The 17,086-nt window shown below is 67.0% G+C and carries 9 protein-coding genes; 2 read left to right on the forward strand and 7 right to left on the reverse strand.

The features are described from left to right. The first annotated feature begins 632 nt into the window (after positions 1–632). Positions 633–1,316: a hypothetical protein gene (locus VFK57_25305; protein HET7699061.1), complete on the forward strand. Its 684-nt coding sequence runs from the start codon at positions 633–635 to the stop codon at positions 1,314–1,316. A gap of 126 nt (positions 1,317–1,442) precedes the next feature. Here VFK57_25305 and VFK57_25310 read toward each other — a convergent pair whose 3' ends face one another. From VFK57_25310 to VFK57_25335, 6 genes are all read right to left on the reverse strand, one after another. Next, entirely contained in the window at positions 1,443–1,772 is a 330-nt protein-coding gene (locus VFK57_25310) for a helix-turn-helix transcriptional regulator (GenBank protein HET7699062.1), read from the reverse strand. 105 nt (positions 1,773–1,877) lie between these two features. Next, a complete protein-coding gene (locus tag VFK57_25315; GenBank protein HET7699063.1) occupies positions 1,878–2,018 on the reverse strand; it encodes a hypothetical protein in 141 nt (46 codons plus the stop codon). Between the two features lie 492 nt (positions 2,019–2,510). Further along, the gene (locus VFK57_25320) at positions 2,511–6,131 is read right to left on the reverse strand and encodes a hypothetical protein (GenBank protein HET7699064.1); all 3,621 of its coding nucleotides are present in this window, start codon (positions 6,129–6,131) and stop codon (positions 2,511–2,513) included. 16 nt (positions 6,132–6,147) lie between these two features. Further along, entirely contained in the window at positions 6,148–10,686 is a 4,539-nt protein-coding gene (locus VFK57_25325) for a hypothetical protein (protein ID HET7699065.1), read from the reverse strand. Positions 10,687–11,048: 362 nt separating this feature from the next. Next, on the reverse strand, positions 11,049–13,358 hold the full coding sequence (locus VFK57_25330; protein HET7699066.1) for a hypothetical protein: 2,310 nt from the start codon (positions 13,356–13,358) through the stop codon (positions 11,049–11,051). Further along, on the reverse strand, positions 13,358–14,743 hold the full coding sequence (locus tag VFK57_25335; protein HET7699067.1) for a phosphatase PAP2 family protein: 1,386 nt from the start codon (positions 14,741–14,743) through the stop codon (positions 13,358–13,360). The genes VFK57_25330 and VFK57_25335 overlap by 1 nt, the downstream gene beginning before the upstream one ends. Positions 14,744–14,944: 201 nt before the next feature. Here VFK57_25335 and VFK57_25340 point away from each other — a divergent pair, with 201 nt between their 5' ends. Beyond that, positions 14,945–15,445, forward strand: coding sequence for an SRPBCC family protein (locus tag VFK57_25340; GenBank protein ID HET7699068.1), 501 nt, complete (start codon positions 14,945–14,947; stop codon positions 15,443–15,445). A gap of 9 nt (positions 15,446–15,454) precedes the next feature. Here the strand turns inward: VFK57_25340 and VFK57_25345 are convergent, their stop codons facing one another. Beyond that, positions 15,455–17,077 carry an AarF/UbiB family protein gene (locus VFK57_25345; protein HET7699069.1) on the reverse strand — a complete coding sequence of 541 codons (1,623 nt, stop codon included), beginning with the start codon at positions 17,075–17,077 and terminating at the stop codon, positions 15,455–15,457. Positions 17,078–17,086: the final 9 nt, after the last annotated feature.

Below are 17,086 nucleotides of genomic sequence, written 5' to 3' on the forward strand. Positions count from 1 at the left end.
GGCTTTGATGACGTCGAGGCGTTAGCGATTTGCCACGTTAAATTCGGCGCTGCGGCGCGGGCGAAACAGCAGCAGCCCGAACGGGCGACAACACCGAGCGGCTTACGCGAATGTGCTTCTTGGTTGCGCAAGGTCGTAATGGCGTTACAATGCGCATCGACGCTCGCGGCGCCGTGGGCATTTCGGGACCGAGGGGTCGGTGGTTCGAATCCACTCGCCCCGACCACTTCTCCCAAATTCCCTAAAGATTTCGATCGTCATGCTCGGTATGAATCGGGCGTCCATCACCCACATACAGACGCAAATGGCGCGAGCTCGGGCAAGTGCTTACCGCAATCGCCACGGCAACGCCCGATCTTCGTAACGATCAGCAGTGGAGACGGCTTCGACGGATTGCGGACCGGGCATGGGCTCCGTAGCGAGGAACCGCCGTCGCCTGTAGATTCTTTCATCGTCACCGTTGAAGACAGCCGCTCTCGCGGGCCGAAGCACAGTTGTGGGCGTTGTTGGAGGAGGTCCTGCGAACGTGGCGACCGCCTAAGACGGCCAGGAGGCCCGGCCGTCGATGTCCGCGATGTATGGCTGCCGCTTCACCATTCGACACCCTCCGACTACGGTACACTGCCGCCGCCATGAATCCGGACTGGCTGACCCGTGGCGCGTTCACCGACGTCGCCGTCACGCGCCCCTCCACCATGATGCAGATCCGCGATGCGCTTGAGCAGCAGTTGGGCGGAGAACAACGCAAGCTCCGCCTCGTTTACTTTCCGCCCTACCAGACACTGCGGCATGTTTATTGGTGGCGCCAAGGCGCGGAGCGCTTCGTCGAAGCGCAGTTCGTGGCCGAACTCTCCAGAATCCACGCAGTGCTCTCGCTTGGATTGTCGGTGGAGAAGGGACGCGAGGAGATGGATGCGCGGTGGGACTGGCATCGGTTTCTGAAGCAGCTGCCGGTGATTCTCAACCACGATCTGCCCAAAGTCGCGCGAGTTCTCCGCGCGCCGATCGAATTTCGCGTGCGGAGCCGTCGCGACGTGCGCGGCGCGTCCGACGCCTGGGAGATTCGGTCGTTCTGCTTGGCCGATAAGCGGTGGTTCCACCGCCACTACGGCGACACGACGGTCACAAAAATCTGCGACTACCTTCGAGAGCTGGGCGAGCGGGAAGACACGTGGGTGATCGTGCACTGCGTGCGCGACTATTTCCCCGACGACGTGAAGAATTTGAATGTGCTGGAGGCGGCCTCGACGCTGGCCGCGTTTGATGGCATTCGGCAGCGGATCAGGCCGCGGACGCGGCGCGGCCGGCGCACCTGAGCGGAGAACGAACATGACATTCTGTGCTTCGGGCTGGCAAGGTGCCTGATCTGGAGCGTCAAGTTCACCCTGCTGCTCATCGCAGGACGTCACGGGATCGATCGCCGCATCGGATGCGCGCTCGCCTCAGGCGGCCGTCCCTGTCCGGCGCTGCAGGGCCCGGCCGACGTCGCGTGGCTTCGCGCCAAGAGAAAACAGCGCTTTCACCAGCAAGTCCACAGAGACCGTCTTGTCGCCGGCCTCCATCTTTGCGACTCGAGACTGGCTGGATTTCAACCGACGCGCGAGCTCGCCTTGTGTCAGGCCGTGGGCGACGCGCCTCGAGCGCAGCGCCTGGCTGAGTGCCAGACGCGTCTCGACCAAGGCCGCCTCTTCGGCACTCAACCCTAGGAACGCCTTCGCCGACCCAACCCGCCACCCTCGCGCTTCGAGCCGCGTGCGCTTCGTCTTCTTCATGTCATCCCTTCACCGCGTCGTCGTAATGCCGCAGTCTCGCCTTGGACACGTCAATGACGGTCGTTGGCGTCGTGGTCGTCTTCTTGGAGAAGACGTCCGCGATGATCACGGGCTGAGACGTTCGCCGCGCTGCAGCCGGCGCAAGAGCGTGCCGGCTTCGATACGCGCCTCCGTCGAGAAGGGCGGCGTCCTGACCTCGCCGTGCAGCCAGACGAGCGGCTTGTCGGCGTGCGCCGTAGAATCCATAATATGTCATTACTGACATATTCCGCAAGCGGCGGTGTATTCCGGTCACATGGGTGACGGTGAATCCTCACGACAGTTCAGCGTCATGCTCGGGAGCAGCCGCACCTGAGCAATACCCTCGGACGCAGCGTCTCCGCATCGCCGACGGCTACGTCGATACCTTGTCCGAGTTGTGGACGCGCGACGTGAACGCAGACGCCTGATAAGATGCTCCAGGCCACTTGCCGCTGTCATGGCGCGGTTCCAGATTCAGCTGACGTCTCGCCGAACCCGATTGGCGCGTCCTCTCCGCCGGCCGGGCTTCGCTTATCGTCTCCGCGCGATGCTGGCGGCGATCGTGGTCATCTCGCTCGCCGGGGGAGTCCTGCTCGTCGCCCTCGTCTTCGGAGTCATCCTCGCGGTCGGAGTGACTGCGCTCGCGCTGGTCCTGGCGACAGTGACACGAGTCGCGCTCGCGATTCGGCGCAGAAAGACAGCCCGCAAGCACCCGGGCTACGCCGTGCAGCAGTCGCGCTCGACCGCTGCCAGCGGAGACGTGCGCAGGATCCGAACCTGACCCAAATCACCGGCCAGCGGATCGGCGAAGCTGCCGTTCGGCTCGGGTAGCACTTCCACCGCCAGCGCGCTGATCGGCGTGCCCAAGGGAATCCCGGCGGTAATCAGGGCATTGCGGACTTCGTCCCCCGTCCATCTCGCTTCTCCCTCGACGAACAGCCGCTTGGTCTCTCCTGGCCGCCGGCGCGGTGTCCGCAGCTGGCGCAGCCCAATCTGGATATTGCGCCTGGTGCTCGCATCGGCCTGCATCACCCTGGCATACAGGACGACCCAGATTTCGGTGTTCGGCGGATTCGGCAGCACGCTGCGCAATCCGACGTAGGGGGTGGCGTACGGAGCGCGAACCCGAATCGCGCCCTCCGGTTCCGCGAAGACCGAGCACGTGAGCTCCGGTCCCGGATGCTGGACGCCTTCCAGCACCAGCGACTCGCCAAAGCGTCCCTGCGCGGTGGACCACAACGGATTTGCGGGCGGCCCCTGATCGTGCCCGCAGCGGATGTCGTAGGTGTAGAACGAAAACAGTTCGGGCGAGGCCGGATCCGTATTCGGCGGCAGCGACACGAGGAAATGGCGGTCGCTGGTCGAACTCGGTTCCAGCCGCTGCATCGTCGCCAGCCCTGCCAGATCCTGAACCTGACCCGGAGTGATGACGCGCACCAGTTCCGGATCGAGCGCCACGCCTTCGACTTCGATGGGATCCGCCACCGGTTCCGTGTTCGGCAGCAGCATCGGATCGGGGGTGATCGTCAGCGGCTTCACGAACCAGGCATCGCGCGGGTCCGCGAGCGGCTCGGCGAACTCTATCCACAGCCGCTTGACGCGCGACGCCGTTTCCGCGTACTCCGAATCGCGTTCGTAGGGCGTCAGCGCGATTCCGGCGGCGACGACTTTCGGCACCTGTTTCGGCGGCGTGACGATGGGCAGCAGCGTCTCGATCGATCGATCGACGTGCCCGCCCCCCTCGAGCCGCACGCGCACGTCGTAGGTCACCGCCATTTCGTAGGGGAAGCCGTCCGGACCCAGCCGCGGCGGCAGCGCATCGATGAAGATCAGCCGCGTGAACGAGCGCTCAGGTCTGGTCCGGGCCTGAACGTTGATGCAGTTCATCAGCTCGATCGTTCCGACTGTCGTGGTCTGGACCGGCGCGCCGGCCGCGTCCGGCAGCGTCACGGCACGCGTGACCGTCACGGTCGGCGAGCCGGCGCCGCGCCAGGTCCAGTCGCGATCGATGACGACCTGCACCGCGTTGATCCACTGGCCGGCGAGCTCCGCCGGGTCGGCGAACTCCACGCTCGAGCCATCCGGCGCGAGGTGATGAGCCAAGCCGGCGCAGCCGAACACGACACGATCACCGACCCGCCCCAACAGCATTGGCCCGGTCGCGACGAGGTCGAGCGCGGAGGCGAGGCGTCCGAGCAGCGCCGGCGTCGGCTCGTTCTGCGAGACCACGGCGTGCACGGCTGCCCGCGCGCCGCTGGGGTCGGGGCGAAGGAACACGGACCGCAGCGTGTCGGACGGGGGCAGCGTGCTGAGCAGATCCGCCTCCGCCGCCTCCGCCGCAATCGCGTGCAAATCGACCACCTTGACGATGCCGAGGCGTGCCTTCGAGTTGGCGAAGTACGAGAGATCGTTGCGTCCGATTGCCCGGAGCTCCAGGCGGATGTCACGAGCGGTCGCCAGCGTGAGCGAGCCGGTGATCGTCCCCTCCGCGCCGAGCTGCGCCGACACGTCGATGTCGCGGTAGTCTGCGGCGTTCTGCCACGAGACGGCGACGTCGACGTGCTGCGTCGGATCGCTCGGGAACGAACGCGCGGTGGTGTACCAGTGGACGAAGCCATCCTGGTCGGCCGAGGGATCGAATGCCGGTGGCCGCACCAGCACGCGGATCTGCAGAAACGCCGTGTCGGGGTCGTGGATCGTCGGCGCCACGGCGTCGGCCGGCAGGCCGGCATCGTTGGCCGCGATCTGCGCAAGGAGGGAAGCGCGCGCCGCCGCTCCCGCGGCAAACACCGCCTCGGGGTAGCCGAGCCTTGGCCGTCGAACCCTGATGCTGGACACCGTGCCGTCGGCGGCAGGCGCGATCGTATCCATATCCAGCGCGCTGGGCGGGCGATGCCGCTTCATGTGGACGATCGTCGTCGGCGATTCACCGGCGCGGCTCGGTGCGGCGTCGGCGGCCGGCCCGCCCCCGGTCGTATCGGCAAGCCGTACCCGGAATTCGTAGCGGCGCCCGTACCGCAGCTCGACGGCGTCGGCATCGACCGGAACCAGGGAGACGGGCCGTCCTGGCGGGACGTTCATCAGCCGCTGATCGTCGGTCGTCGAGACGACCAGCGAACCGCCCCGCCAGTTCACGTACCAGGCCGGCAGCCACAGCTGATTGCTGTGCGTGGTTGGGGCGACTTCGGACCAGCGCTCCTCGAGGGCGACGCCGAGATCGACGCCGATCTTGAGCGGAGCATTCACCTTCGAAAGAGACGTCCAGGCGGCGCCGCCTGCCGGGCGCACGTCGACCCTGTAGCCGAACACTCCGCGCGGCGCCAGCACTGGATCCTCGCCGTCGGGCGGGGCGCCGAGCGCCCGATTCTGGCCCTCCAGAATGTCCTCGTCGTCCCACGCGAGCTGGATCCCCTCGTCGCGTCCGATCGGCGGACCGTTGCCCTCCTCGTCGAGGATGTCGGCACTGAGCGGCTGGCGCGCGTGGACGATCTTCGAGAAGCCATCGTCGAAACGGATCGCTTCGACGAACACCTTGTCGAAATTGCCGAGCGCGGCTGCCGCGGCGGCGTTGTCCGAGACCGGAAAGATCACGGGGGTGAAAATCGGGCGCGTCGCATCGACGGCCAGTTCCGGGACCCGGGTGGCAAACGAGCGCAGGAATCCGGGCGTCGCCGTCTGGGCGAAGAAGTCGCTGGCCGCGGCCAGCTCCACCCAGAGCCAGCCGCCCTGCTCCAGGCGCGGCGCGGGATCGAGCGGAACGTTCAGGTTGTAGATCAGGCCCAGGGCTTCCGCCAGCCGCGGCTGGCGCATCGCGAACGCCAGCGCCTCGCCCCAGCCAATCACCATGGGCGGCCGCGGCGGTTCCGGGTCGGGCGGACACTTCATCAGACAGTGGTAGGTGCTGTCGGTCACCGCCAGCGACGTTCTGGGCTTGACGAACGCAAACGCCTGCCGATAGGTCCGAGGCAGATACTTCCTCAACTGCCTCCCCGGATCGCGGGCCTGCGGCGAGAACGTGTCGGCGGCCGCGGAGTCCGGAATGGCGAGCACCTCCTTGATCCTGGTGAAGATCGCCCGCGCGTTCGGACTGCTCACCGCCGGCGTGACGGTGGTCTGATCCACCAGCGTCCGCTGCGGCAGTCCGCTGACGGCGTCCGAGATGTTCACCGAGAACGCCAGCGTCGCGTCGGCGAACGCCGGCACGCCGGGAGGCGGAGCGATCAGCGGCTCCAGCGGATTCCCAGCGGGAACGACCAGCACCCGGATTGACAGCGTACGGGTCGCGAAATCCCAGCGCTGGAGATACGGTACGAGTGTCAGCTTGAACGACGTGGCCATGACTCAACTCCGTCGGCTAGAGAGCTACCGTCTCAGTGACCTCGTAGCTTGCGCTAATCGAGATGATGAGAAAGATTTCTACTTCGATCTCGACCGACCCGCCGTAATCGCACATCGTCGTGCCCGCATCGTCGTAGACGAGGCCCTTCAGCTCCGCCCGGATCTTGACTTCGACGATCTTCAGGTCGACGCCGGCTTCGAGCGCGACGAGTCCGCCGTACTTCGTCACGCTCGACACGGCGTCGTACTCGAGGACGAATCCGATGCCCAGGAACGCGTAGGCCTCGAACGGTCCGATCTGCCCTTCGACGCCGACGCCGGCGAACGCCATCAGTTCCAGCGTCTCTTCGGTCACCGAACCGGACACGGACGTGATACTGAAATTGACCTCGCCGGCAATGATCACGAAGACGGTCGCGACCCCGACCGAAAGGACGGGTATCTTGCCTTCCAGCGCCGCGCCGAATTCGGCGGCGACTTCGACGCCCCCAGTGGCGAGATCGAAACCGGAGTTCGCCGCTGCCGAGAGCGTCAGCTCGACTCCGCTGCCGGCGGGGAACGTCGCGGTGACCTCGGGCGGTGGAATCGTGACCTTGAAGCCGATCTCGAGCTTGGCCTCGTGCGTGGCGTTGCTGGCGCCCAGGTCGATCGGTCCCTGAATGCCGCGCTGGCCAAAGATCGGGATGTACTGCAGAATGGCGTCGATCTCCTCGAGCAGCAGGGTCCGGATTTCAGCGATCTGCGGACGCTGCTCCGTGGACCCCACCACACGCATCTCGGATCCGCTCAGCCGCTGGAGTCCGACGATGTCGGACCAGAACTGCAAGCCGGTGAACTCAGCCTGCCAACGGTCTTCTTCGAGATTCAGGTTGAGCGTTGCCGAATCGTAGAGGAGCGCCGTGCCATGCCCCGTCGTTCCCGCGATCTGCAGCGGCGTCGGATGTCCGACGATCGAGATCGGCGACGACAAGGCCAGCCGGCCGCTGCTGCCCACATTGAAATGCAGCGAACCCGGCGCCATCTCGATCGTGTTGGTGGCCGGTGGGAACGCACCCTTCGACGTCGAGCGCGCGAAGAGATCGGCCAGCGCCGCTTTGTGCCCGCTCCGGATGGTCGGCGCACCGACGGACGGCGTGAACGGCCTCGGGAAGAGGAACGCGTGGGTCGGCGTGCTTTGCAGGAGCCCGTACTCATTCACCGGCGCGGCCGGCGTGAGGAGATCCGCGGCGTCCGCGAAGCGATAGTCTCCGGCGACGCCGGAGAGCGGCGGCGCGGTGAACACGGCGTCGCTGCCCGCGGGATACTGGATCGGATACCTGCGGATGAGCGGCACGCCGCGCTGCTCGGCGACCGTGACTGCTTCGCCGCCGTCGACCGGCACGCTGGCCACCGGCCGCGTGACGACGGACCAGGCGCCGGTCTCCGGCAGACGAGGAACGCCTCGCACCGTCGCGACGAAGAGCGGCGTGCCGGCATCGAGGGCCAGTCCCACTTCGACGCGCTGCGCACGGAAAGGAAGGCCGCTGCCGCCGAACGTCATCCAGGTGTCGATCGGCCCGCCGATCGGTCCCTGCGCGTCAATCAGCGCCTGTAGCGCGTCGGCGCCCGCCGGTACGCCGTTGGGCGCGATTTGCAGGTAGCCGAGCACGCCGATCGCCGCGGTTCTGCCCGGCACGCCTTCGAGCGCAACGTCCGCGTCGAAGTAATAGGGAACCAGCTGCGCCGTACCGTGCGAGAAGACCGTCCCGGGCGCGGGACGGATCGTGCGCACGTTGAACAGCCCGCGGAACACGCCGGCATCGAACGCGTAGGGCGCAACGACGATGTCTCCGACCCCGGTGTCGAAGTAGCGATAGTCGAAGAGGCCCGGCGTGAACGCCTGCCAGCCGCTGTCGCGGCGAATGATGCCGCCGCCAGGACGGCGCTCGATCGTCACCGAGCGCGTGACGCGGATCCCCCAGGGATGCAGCACGCTGTTGACCTTGATGACCTCGAGCAGCGTTCTCCCGATCATCACGCGGAACTGCACCTTGGCCGCCTCGGCGAACGCGGCGAACGGATTGTTCCAGTCGCTGAAGTTGGACCCGCCGTATCCGGACAGATCCACGCGTGACACCGGCACGCGGGGACGCGCCGCCATGTCGTTGTTGAAGACCGTCTCCACGCTGCCGGCCGGCTGAAGGGTCTCCCCCAGCACGGAGATCCCGAGCGGCGCTCCGGTTGGCAGATCGACGCCATTCAGCAACTGGCGCATCCTCCCGGCGAACATCGGCGAGATGCCGCCATCGTCCGGCCGTCCACCTTCGGCGTGGGCCGTCACTTGAATGCCGCCGCGTGACTGCTCGGCCGGGAACAGCGGCCGGGTGAGCTCGTAGAGATCCGCCTTGCGCTGCGGCGTGTCGGCCGGTTGCAGCTGGATGCCCGCAATCAGGCCGAACGGGAAGGTGGTGCGGATGCCTACGGCGACGCCGTCCCGGTACGCATCGAAGGTCCCGCGGAGCGCGTCGGCCGGGATGATCGGCATCAATCGCTGCGATCGCGCGCCGATCCGGGTCGCGCCGCCATCCGTCGCGGACGCGAGCGGCGTCGGAAACCAGCCCATCGTCATGATGTTCTGATCGGCGTCGAGCGTTCGGACCGGTTCCCACTGCACTTGCGGCAGCGCGATGACATTCATGTCGGCGACCTGAGAGTGAACCGCCAGGTCGGAAACAATGAAACCTCCAGGCGACAGGACGACACCCCTCGCGCTTTGAAGCGATTGGCCCACCGCGACACCGAGCAGATCCTGGTTCGTCGAAACGTCGAGCAGCAGGAGGCTGGGCGACGGGCCGATCACCTCCCTCATGAATCCGTCGATCATCCCGACGCTCTTGGCGTTCTCCTGCGTGGCAATCGTCGTGCGCTCGCGCCTGCCGTGCTGTTCGGTCTTCTGCGCCGCCTCCCACGCGATGGCTGACGGGCGATCGAATGTGCGCTGCTGCTGCTGCACCTGCGTCTCACCGACGTCCGCATGACCGTCACTGCGCCGGGCCGGCCGCGGCTCGCCGGTAGAGACTTGACGCCGCGTCAGCGCGGGCCCGCCGGCCAGCGTGCCGTGGAACGTGAGCGTGACGTGCGCCGGATCGACCCAGGCGATGAGCGCGGCCAGTATGCTCCGGATGACGCCTCGGCCATCGCGCGGGCCCTGCACGAAGCCGTTCGCCACGTACGGATCGGGCAAGCTCGGAGCCCACGCGAAGACACCAAAGAAGAGCAGCGCCATGCCCGCGTCAATCCGGGTGCCGCTGGAGAGCGCCCCGCGGACGACAATCAACGCCGGGGCAGTGGTCCAGACGAGAGCGTTCCGCAGCGCGAACTGCTGAATGGACTGTTGGAGATTGCCTGTCGCGCCCAGCGTGCCGGTGATGACACCGTTGAATTTGTTCAGCAGGATGACGCTGCTCGTCACCGGCGTCGCGACCGGCACGCCGTCGGTGGTGACGGGTCGATCGAGGGCGACGACCGCGCCGCCATTGACCATGAGGCTTTCACCGTTGACGACGTGACAGCTGTAGAACAGGGAGAAGGCCTGCTCATAGGTTTGCCGCCACGACAGCCGCCTGTCAGTGCCACCGGCGAGGGACCACAAGCGGTAATCGTGAGTCACGGCGGGGGTGAACGTCGCGATCTGCTCGGCTGCGATCACGCCGCCGAAGGCTGATATCCCGCACCACAGGTTCTCCAGGACGTGAGCGCGCGGATCCGGCTCGTACCACCGAGCCGTGAGCCGGTCCACCAGGAGGAACCACCCAGCCGCGTGGGCCGCTTCGCCGAGGATCGACGGGTCGGCGGCCGCCACCACGGGTAACCCGAGACCTCCCTTGACGACGTTTCCCGTCCCCTCGAAGTGGACGAGGTCGTCGCCAATCGGATCGGCGTCGAACGATGTCGGACTGACGGTGTGTTCGAGGACAACCGTCCACAGACGCTCGACGAACGTCCATGACGTGGCAGACAGTGGCGCAAACTCGAAGCGCTGGCCCCAGGCTTCGGCTGCGCCGGCGGCGCTCTCTACCGTCGAGGATCCGGAACTGAACTTGAACGTCAGGGCGCTCGGCAGCTCCAGCGTGGCGTTGGATTCCGAACAGGCGCCGGCGACCGGAGTGACGGCGTCTGGCGCGAGATCCAGTCGGAGCGTGCCTTTGAGGGGCGCGGTGATGGTGACGACGTTGCCGCTGAATGCCGACGTTTGCGACAGCGTCAGCGTGCCGCCCGACACTTTGATTCCGGCGAACGCCGATGCGGGAAGACCGCCGGCGAGGAGGCTCCCATCGATCCAGACAGTGCCAGGCTCGATGTCGATGGTGATCTTCGACGCGGTGATCCTGGGAGGGCGCGCTGACGACAACACGAGGTTCGGAACGGCGACGCCGTTCTGTTTCACCTCTATGCGTCTGGCGGCAAAAAAGACATCGAACCAGATGTCGAGGCCGCCGTAGGTCCGGAATGGACCGAGACGTTCGCTCGGCGCGAGACCAGTCAGGCCGTCGATGAGACTGCCTGACAGCAGCATCTCCCGCTCGCCGCGCCGGACGAGCCTGCGAACCTCACCCGGCAGATCCGCGGGTTCACCTGCCTCGAGACGTTCAGCCAGTTCCGCAGCAACCGCTTCGGGTGCCTCTGCTCGTAAGGATGCCGGACTTCGCGGCAGATCCTTGATCGAGCGCTTCTCGCGAAGATGTGCGCGTAAGGCGGAGGCCGTAACGGCGCGTAATCGTTTCGCGTCAGCTTCATTCGGAGCCTGGGTGATATCTGCAATGAGAGCACCGAACGCATCGACAATCTCGCGATCGTCATTAGCAGAATCTGACATGAGGACCTCCGATCATCGCGGCGCCGACGCCGGCCTGCGGCTGCCGGCGTTCACTTCGCGGTCTATTCCTCTTTGCGGGCCGGCACGCGCGGCGCCGGCGTCGGCTCGATGCGCTGCACGTCCATCGTCCGGACGCCGCCGGCGCGCCCCAGCCACGTGAGTGGGGCCGCGGTGTGGACGCTCGTGACGTCGAGCCGCTGGCGGCTCCGTACCACCAGCCAGGCATCGACGAACGGCGTCGGCAGGCTGCTGCCGAACACGCGGCGCATGATGTCTTCGCAATCGGCGACGAGGCCGGCCGTCGGAGCGAGCTCGTCCTCCGAGAACGGGAGCACCTCACCCTGGCGCTGATCTCTGACCAGCACCAGTTCTTTGGTAATCGTCAACGGATCCGGACCGGGATTCCGGATGTTCACGATCGTGCGGTAGGCGCCGCGCGCGAGGCGCAGATCGCTGCGGCTCCGCTGGACGCCGCAGACCAGCTTGGCCGCATACTCGAAGGGGCGGTTTTCCGCCTCGCCCGGGTCCTTCGGCGGTTGCGGTCCGCCGCGGACGTTCGCGGTGCAGTCCGCGGTCAAGGCCGTATTGTCGGTGCCCACCGTCATCAGGTGCAGTCCGTCGGCGGCCCACGCCGGGACGGACGTGGAGATCGATACGGATCCGGAGGCGTCGGCAAAGCCGTTGGCCACGTGGCGGTGCCCGAAGATCAGGTGCACGCCCCGGTTCGGCAGCAGACCGCTGGACTGGACGGTGATGGCGCCGAGCCGCTGCGCCGCCGCCGGCGTCACCGAACAGACTGGAAACGTCGGCGAGCGCCACCGGAACGCCCGCCCTGGCTTTGTCGGATCCTCGTCGAGCAGGTCGAGCACCTGCGGCTGGGCGGCGACCGTGACAACGGCGGCCTGCAGGCGGAAGTTCGAAACGCCCGCGCCGAAGATGCTGGTCGGCAGCTCGATCGTGATCTGATCGGTCAGATGCTTGTTGCCTCGCTGGCTGGTGGCGGTGATGGGGAAGCCATACGCCCGGATCCGGCGGTCCGTGACTTCCTGAAACGCGCCGCCGGTGAACCGCCAGACCGTGCCGGCGAAGCCGAAGCCCTGCGCGCCGAGCGAGGTGACGCGCACGCGCGTCGCGATTTCGGCGCCGGCAAAGTCTACCGGTGCGTTCAGCGACTTGGCGTCGCCGCCCGTCGCCGGGTTGGAATCCTGATCGATGAACGAGTAGTAGTCGATTGACTGGTCGTGCCTGTCCGTCAGGACGCCGGCCGCCGCGACCGGCCGGACGGCGGCCGTCGAAGCCGCCAGGCGCGGATCCACCACCCCGACGACGTCGCGCACCCGGCGGAGCGGTCCCATCGGCTCGTGAACCAGCTTGACCGTCTCGCCGGCGCGGGACGCGGTGAACGTCGACAGGTCGACGAAGTCGACGGCCGCATCCCTGATCCGATCGGCGCGGACGTCGCTGTGCGAGGTGCAGTCCGTGTCGGTGCCGGCGATCTTGCACCCGGGGACGGCCTGCGCCGCGTTGCGCAGCAACTGAATCTGATTCACCACGGCCGTGGTGTCATTGCCGCCGGCGCACTCGTCGCCGATGCCGTCGATCACATGCGCGATCGATGCGCTGAGATGGATATTGTCGACCAGCGCGTCCCCATTCGTATCGATCCGCCGGTTGCTCATCACGTTCTGATTGCTGCAGGTATGACGCAGACCGGCGAGCGCATGGCCCATCTCGTGGGCAAAGTGCTTGTCCACGTGATCGCTGACCGGAAACGTGTTCAGCGATGACCCCGGCAGCTGGTAGGCGTTGTCACGAAGCAGCATCCGGCGGCCGCTCAGGATCGCCACGCCCGGCTCCGAGTCACCCGCCAAGGTCCGCATGTTGTTCGCGTTGATCACGACGACGCCGATGTCTTCCACCATGTGAACGTCGCTCCAGGCAGCGACGCACGCGTTGTGCGCGGCGTTCCACTCGAACGCGGAGTCGTTCGGATGAAGGATGTCGCCGTACTGCCAGAATGCGTCCCCGGTCGGGTTCGGGTCGGGATCCGGAATGATCGGAAATCGCAGCGCCGAGCTTTCCACGATGTTGTACAGCGCCGAGCGGAACGTGATGTTCGCTTCGGGAATGAAGATGCTGTCGGTGGGACGCTCGTGCCGCCGCCAGAGCACGTTGTCTGCGTCCACTTCGCCGACGGTCCCGGGGGTGGTGAATGCCGGCGCCCCCAGCTCGCCCGGGTCGACGGTGCCGTTGCCATTCGCGTCGTCGCCGATGACGCACCAGCGCACGGGGACGGAGAACGTCTGGGCCGCGGCCCCCGGCGCGCATCCCAGAATGAACGCGAACGCGAAGCCGCATCGAATGAAGGACATCATCCTCCTCCTTCTCGTGTCGCTGGTGCCGTTCGAGCGCGTGGTGAGAACAGCGCACCGCCGGCCTGGTACAGGGCAATCGCGAGATCTCCGAGGTATCGCCCTTGACGGAGGCCCTCGGCCGAATCAAACGGGTAGTGAATGCCGGCTACTACCCGTGATTCGGCGGCTTCTTCCGCCAGTTCCACCAGCCTCCGCGCCTCGTCCGGGAAGCGGTACGCCAGGAAGGCAGACGCCGCGCCCGAGAACGCGGCGTGTCCGGACGGATACGACGGAAAGTTCGGCGGCGGGATCGTCGGAACCACGTTGCGATCCGCCTGGGACGGCCGGGGGTACCAGAATTCGAATTTCGTCCGCCAGCAAACGATGCTCGCGTCGAACAGCGCCATGTTCATCACCGCCAGCACCCGCGCCGCTTCCACGTCGTCGAGCCCGTATGTACGAATGAGCTCCGTGGCGATGGCGTTCCAGTGGCCCGGTGGTGTGTCGGTGCCCGGACCATCGGCCCACTTGCGAACCAACGCGTCCTGGCGCGCCGAGCCGACCCGGGTGTACGCGCGCACGGTGGCGAGCGCCGCGGTGAATTCAGGAGAGTCGGGCGCCGGCGGCGGCCGCAATGAGATCGATGCCGCGTCGCGCATGAGCACGGGACGCACGCGGCCCCAGTCCGGGCGCAGCGGCGGTCGTCCCTCCAGGCTGATCCAGGCGCCGCTCGCGGAGGGGCGGTCGGCCGCTTCCAGGCTGACCGCGCCATCCGTCGCGCGCTCGGCAATCACCCGACGTGCGATCGAGTCCGCCGTGGCGATCGCGGCCGCCAGCGCCGGCCCGGACACCCGCTGGCGCAGGGACTCCAGATCGATCTGCAGGTCCGCCGCGACACGCGGCACCTCGTGCGGATAGAGCGCCGCGAGCACCGTCGCAGAACTCGCGGTGACGGCCGCCGCGACGAGCGCCTCTCCGTCCCCGCCGTTGTGGTTGGCGGATGACGCCACGGCCAGGGCCGCGTCGTGTTGGGCCATGCTGACCAGCGCATACGTCCGAACCGCCCAGAGCGGATCGACGTAGCCGCGGCGAACCAGCGAGCGCGCCACGTCGTTCCATCGAACGGCTGCGCAGACGTGGGATGCGCGAGGCGCTGCTCCGGTCTGTGCGGTGCCGCGCAGGTCGGCGACCCAGCCCGCAGCCATGATCGCGAGGAGGAGTACGACTGTCGAGGGCCTGCCAATCTGTCCGGGTGGACGCGCGAGCACGATGCGCCCTCCTTGCATGCCGAGAAGCCGACGTGAACGGCGATCGCTGATCTGCGGTGGGTGGCGGTCAGTGCGACCGGCCGTCATGCTACACCCGTGAGTCGTCGACGAAGCATCCCATCTGTCACGCGTCATGCGGAACACCGACGGCCGTCGCGTGTGAATAAAGTTCCCGTCGAGAAGAGGGTCGCCGCGACGCGCCGTGCTGTATAACGCGCGTCAGCGGTGAAGCGAACAGCGCTGCTGTTCGCGAGAAGGCGTGGCGCGGAATCGCATCGATTCGGCCGGCGGTGTGTTGCGGCGAGGGGACGGGGTTGGGCGTAGAATCACGGCTGCGTGAGGTTCGATCCCGCCGTTCACCGCCGGAAGACGCGACCGAGGCACGTCTACACATACAGGCGCTCTGTACGGATCGAACAGCCCCGCGAGCGTGTCTTCACCTTCTGCCTGGATGGAGAGAACTTCCAGAGAATCTCGCCCAATCGCGTCGAGCCGGTGAAGGAAACCGACGAAACCATCGTCAGGCTGAACCACGTGTATCCCTTCCGGCAGTACACCGCCGGCGTCCCGATGCGCTGGACCATGCACGTCGTGGAGCTCGAGCCGTACGATCGCTTCGTCGACGAGTTACTGCAGGGACCGATGCGCTACGTGCGTCACACCCATCTCTTCGAGGCGCTGTCACCGACCGCGACGCTGTACACCGACATACTCGAATACCGCCCGTACGGAGGCGCGGTGGCGCAGCAGATCTTCGTCAAGAGCGAGATGGCGCGGACGTTCGAGCACCGCCAGCGCGAAATGAAGCGGCTGCTGGAGCACCAACCCGGACAGTAGCAATCCGAGCTAGTCTGCGTTCCCGCCGGAGCGCCATCGAATCAGGCTGTAGAACGTCATTACGCCGAGGGCGGTCGCCGCCACCAGGCCGTGACCCGTGTCGGGCGCCAGCCGCCACGCCGCGGCCCCGAGCAGACTGATGGCGAGCAGCCGCGCGCGATCGTTCCGCGTCGTCAGATCCGCGCGCGCGCGCCTGCGGCGTACGCGCACGACGCGCCGGCCGTCGCGAATGCGTTGGTGAACCTCCGCGATCTGCCGCGGGCCGCGGATGAACAATCCCTGTGCCGCCTCCACGCGCCGCCGATCGAAGCCGGCATCGATGATGCGTTCTTCGAGCGTGGGGCGAATGCTCGTGAAGAACTCGCCCAGCAGCTGCGCCAGGTCGAAGTGCGGCATCAGCTGCAGCACGGTGGCGTCGAGCACGATGATCGTGCGCCAGAACAGCAGCGTGTCGAGATCGAGCGTCACGTGATGCTGGTAGAGCAGCTGCGCCTTCTGGTCCGCAAGGTAGCCGACGTGGCGCTGCCAGACCGGCGCCGACGGATCGGTGACCGCCCGGCGCCACGCGGTCATCTCTTGCAGCACGGCCCGCTTGAAGGCTCGTCGGTCGCTCAGCGGAGAGAAATGAACCAGGTTCTCGTAATGGCGGTAGGCGACCTCCAGGCTGCCGACGGCGAGCTGCTCCACGTAGACGCTCAACGATTCGCGCTGATCCGGACCGAGGCGGCCGAAGATGCCGAAGTCGACCAGCGCCGTCAGCCCGTTGGCGCCGACGAGAATGTTGCCGGGATGCGGATCGGCGTGGAAGAAACCGGTGACGAACAGCTGGCTGAGCGTCGCGTACCCGAGCCGCCGGATCGCGTCGGGCAGATCGAATCCCGGCAGGATCGTGTCGACGGCCTCCGGCGCGTTCACCATCAGCTCGTGCAGCCGGGCCAGACTGATGCCCTCGATGAACGTCATCGTCAGCACGCGGCGCGTCGAGAGCTGCCAGACCACCTCCGGCGTCACGACATCGTGTACGGTGCCGCGGATGCGCTCGGCGGTCTCACCCTCGAGGAGGAAGTCGACTTCGCGCAGCGTGTACTCGGCGAACTCGTCGACCGCGCCGGTCAGCCTGATGGCCCGCGTCAGTCCCATCGCGTCGCCGATCACGGCGAGACGGCGCAGGTTGCGCAGGTCCGCGGCAATGATCCGATCCACTCCGGGCCGCTGAACCTTGACGGCGACGACGCGCCCGTCGCGAGTCGTCGCGCGATGAACCTGCGCGATGGAGGCGGCCGCGATCGGCTGGGGGCTGAACTCCGCAAACAGTGCGTCGAGCGGGGCGCCCAGCTCGCGCGCGAGATGCGCCTCGATCGCGTCGAACGGCACTGGCCGGACACGCTCGAAGAGATCCGCGAGCTCGCGGGCCACGTCGGCGGGGACCAGATCGTAGCGAAGCGCCAGGTACTGCCCGAGCTTCAGGTAGGTCGAGCCCATCGACTCGAGGAACCGGCGCAGCGCGACCGCAAACACGGGTCCGCGCCGGCGGCGCAGCACGGCCAGCAGCAGAGGGACGAGCACGTGCTGCGTCAGCCGTGCCGTGAACGCCGCCGCTCGGCGGAGGTCGAGCCCTATCCTCGCGAACATGTCGCCATC

The sequence above is a fragment of the Vicinamibacterales bacterium genome, from assembly GCA_035699745.1.
Taxonomy (GTDB): Bacteria; Acidobacteriota; Vicinamibacteria; order Vicinamibacterales; family 2-12-FULL-66-21; genus JAICSD01.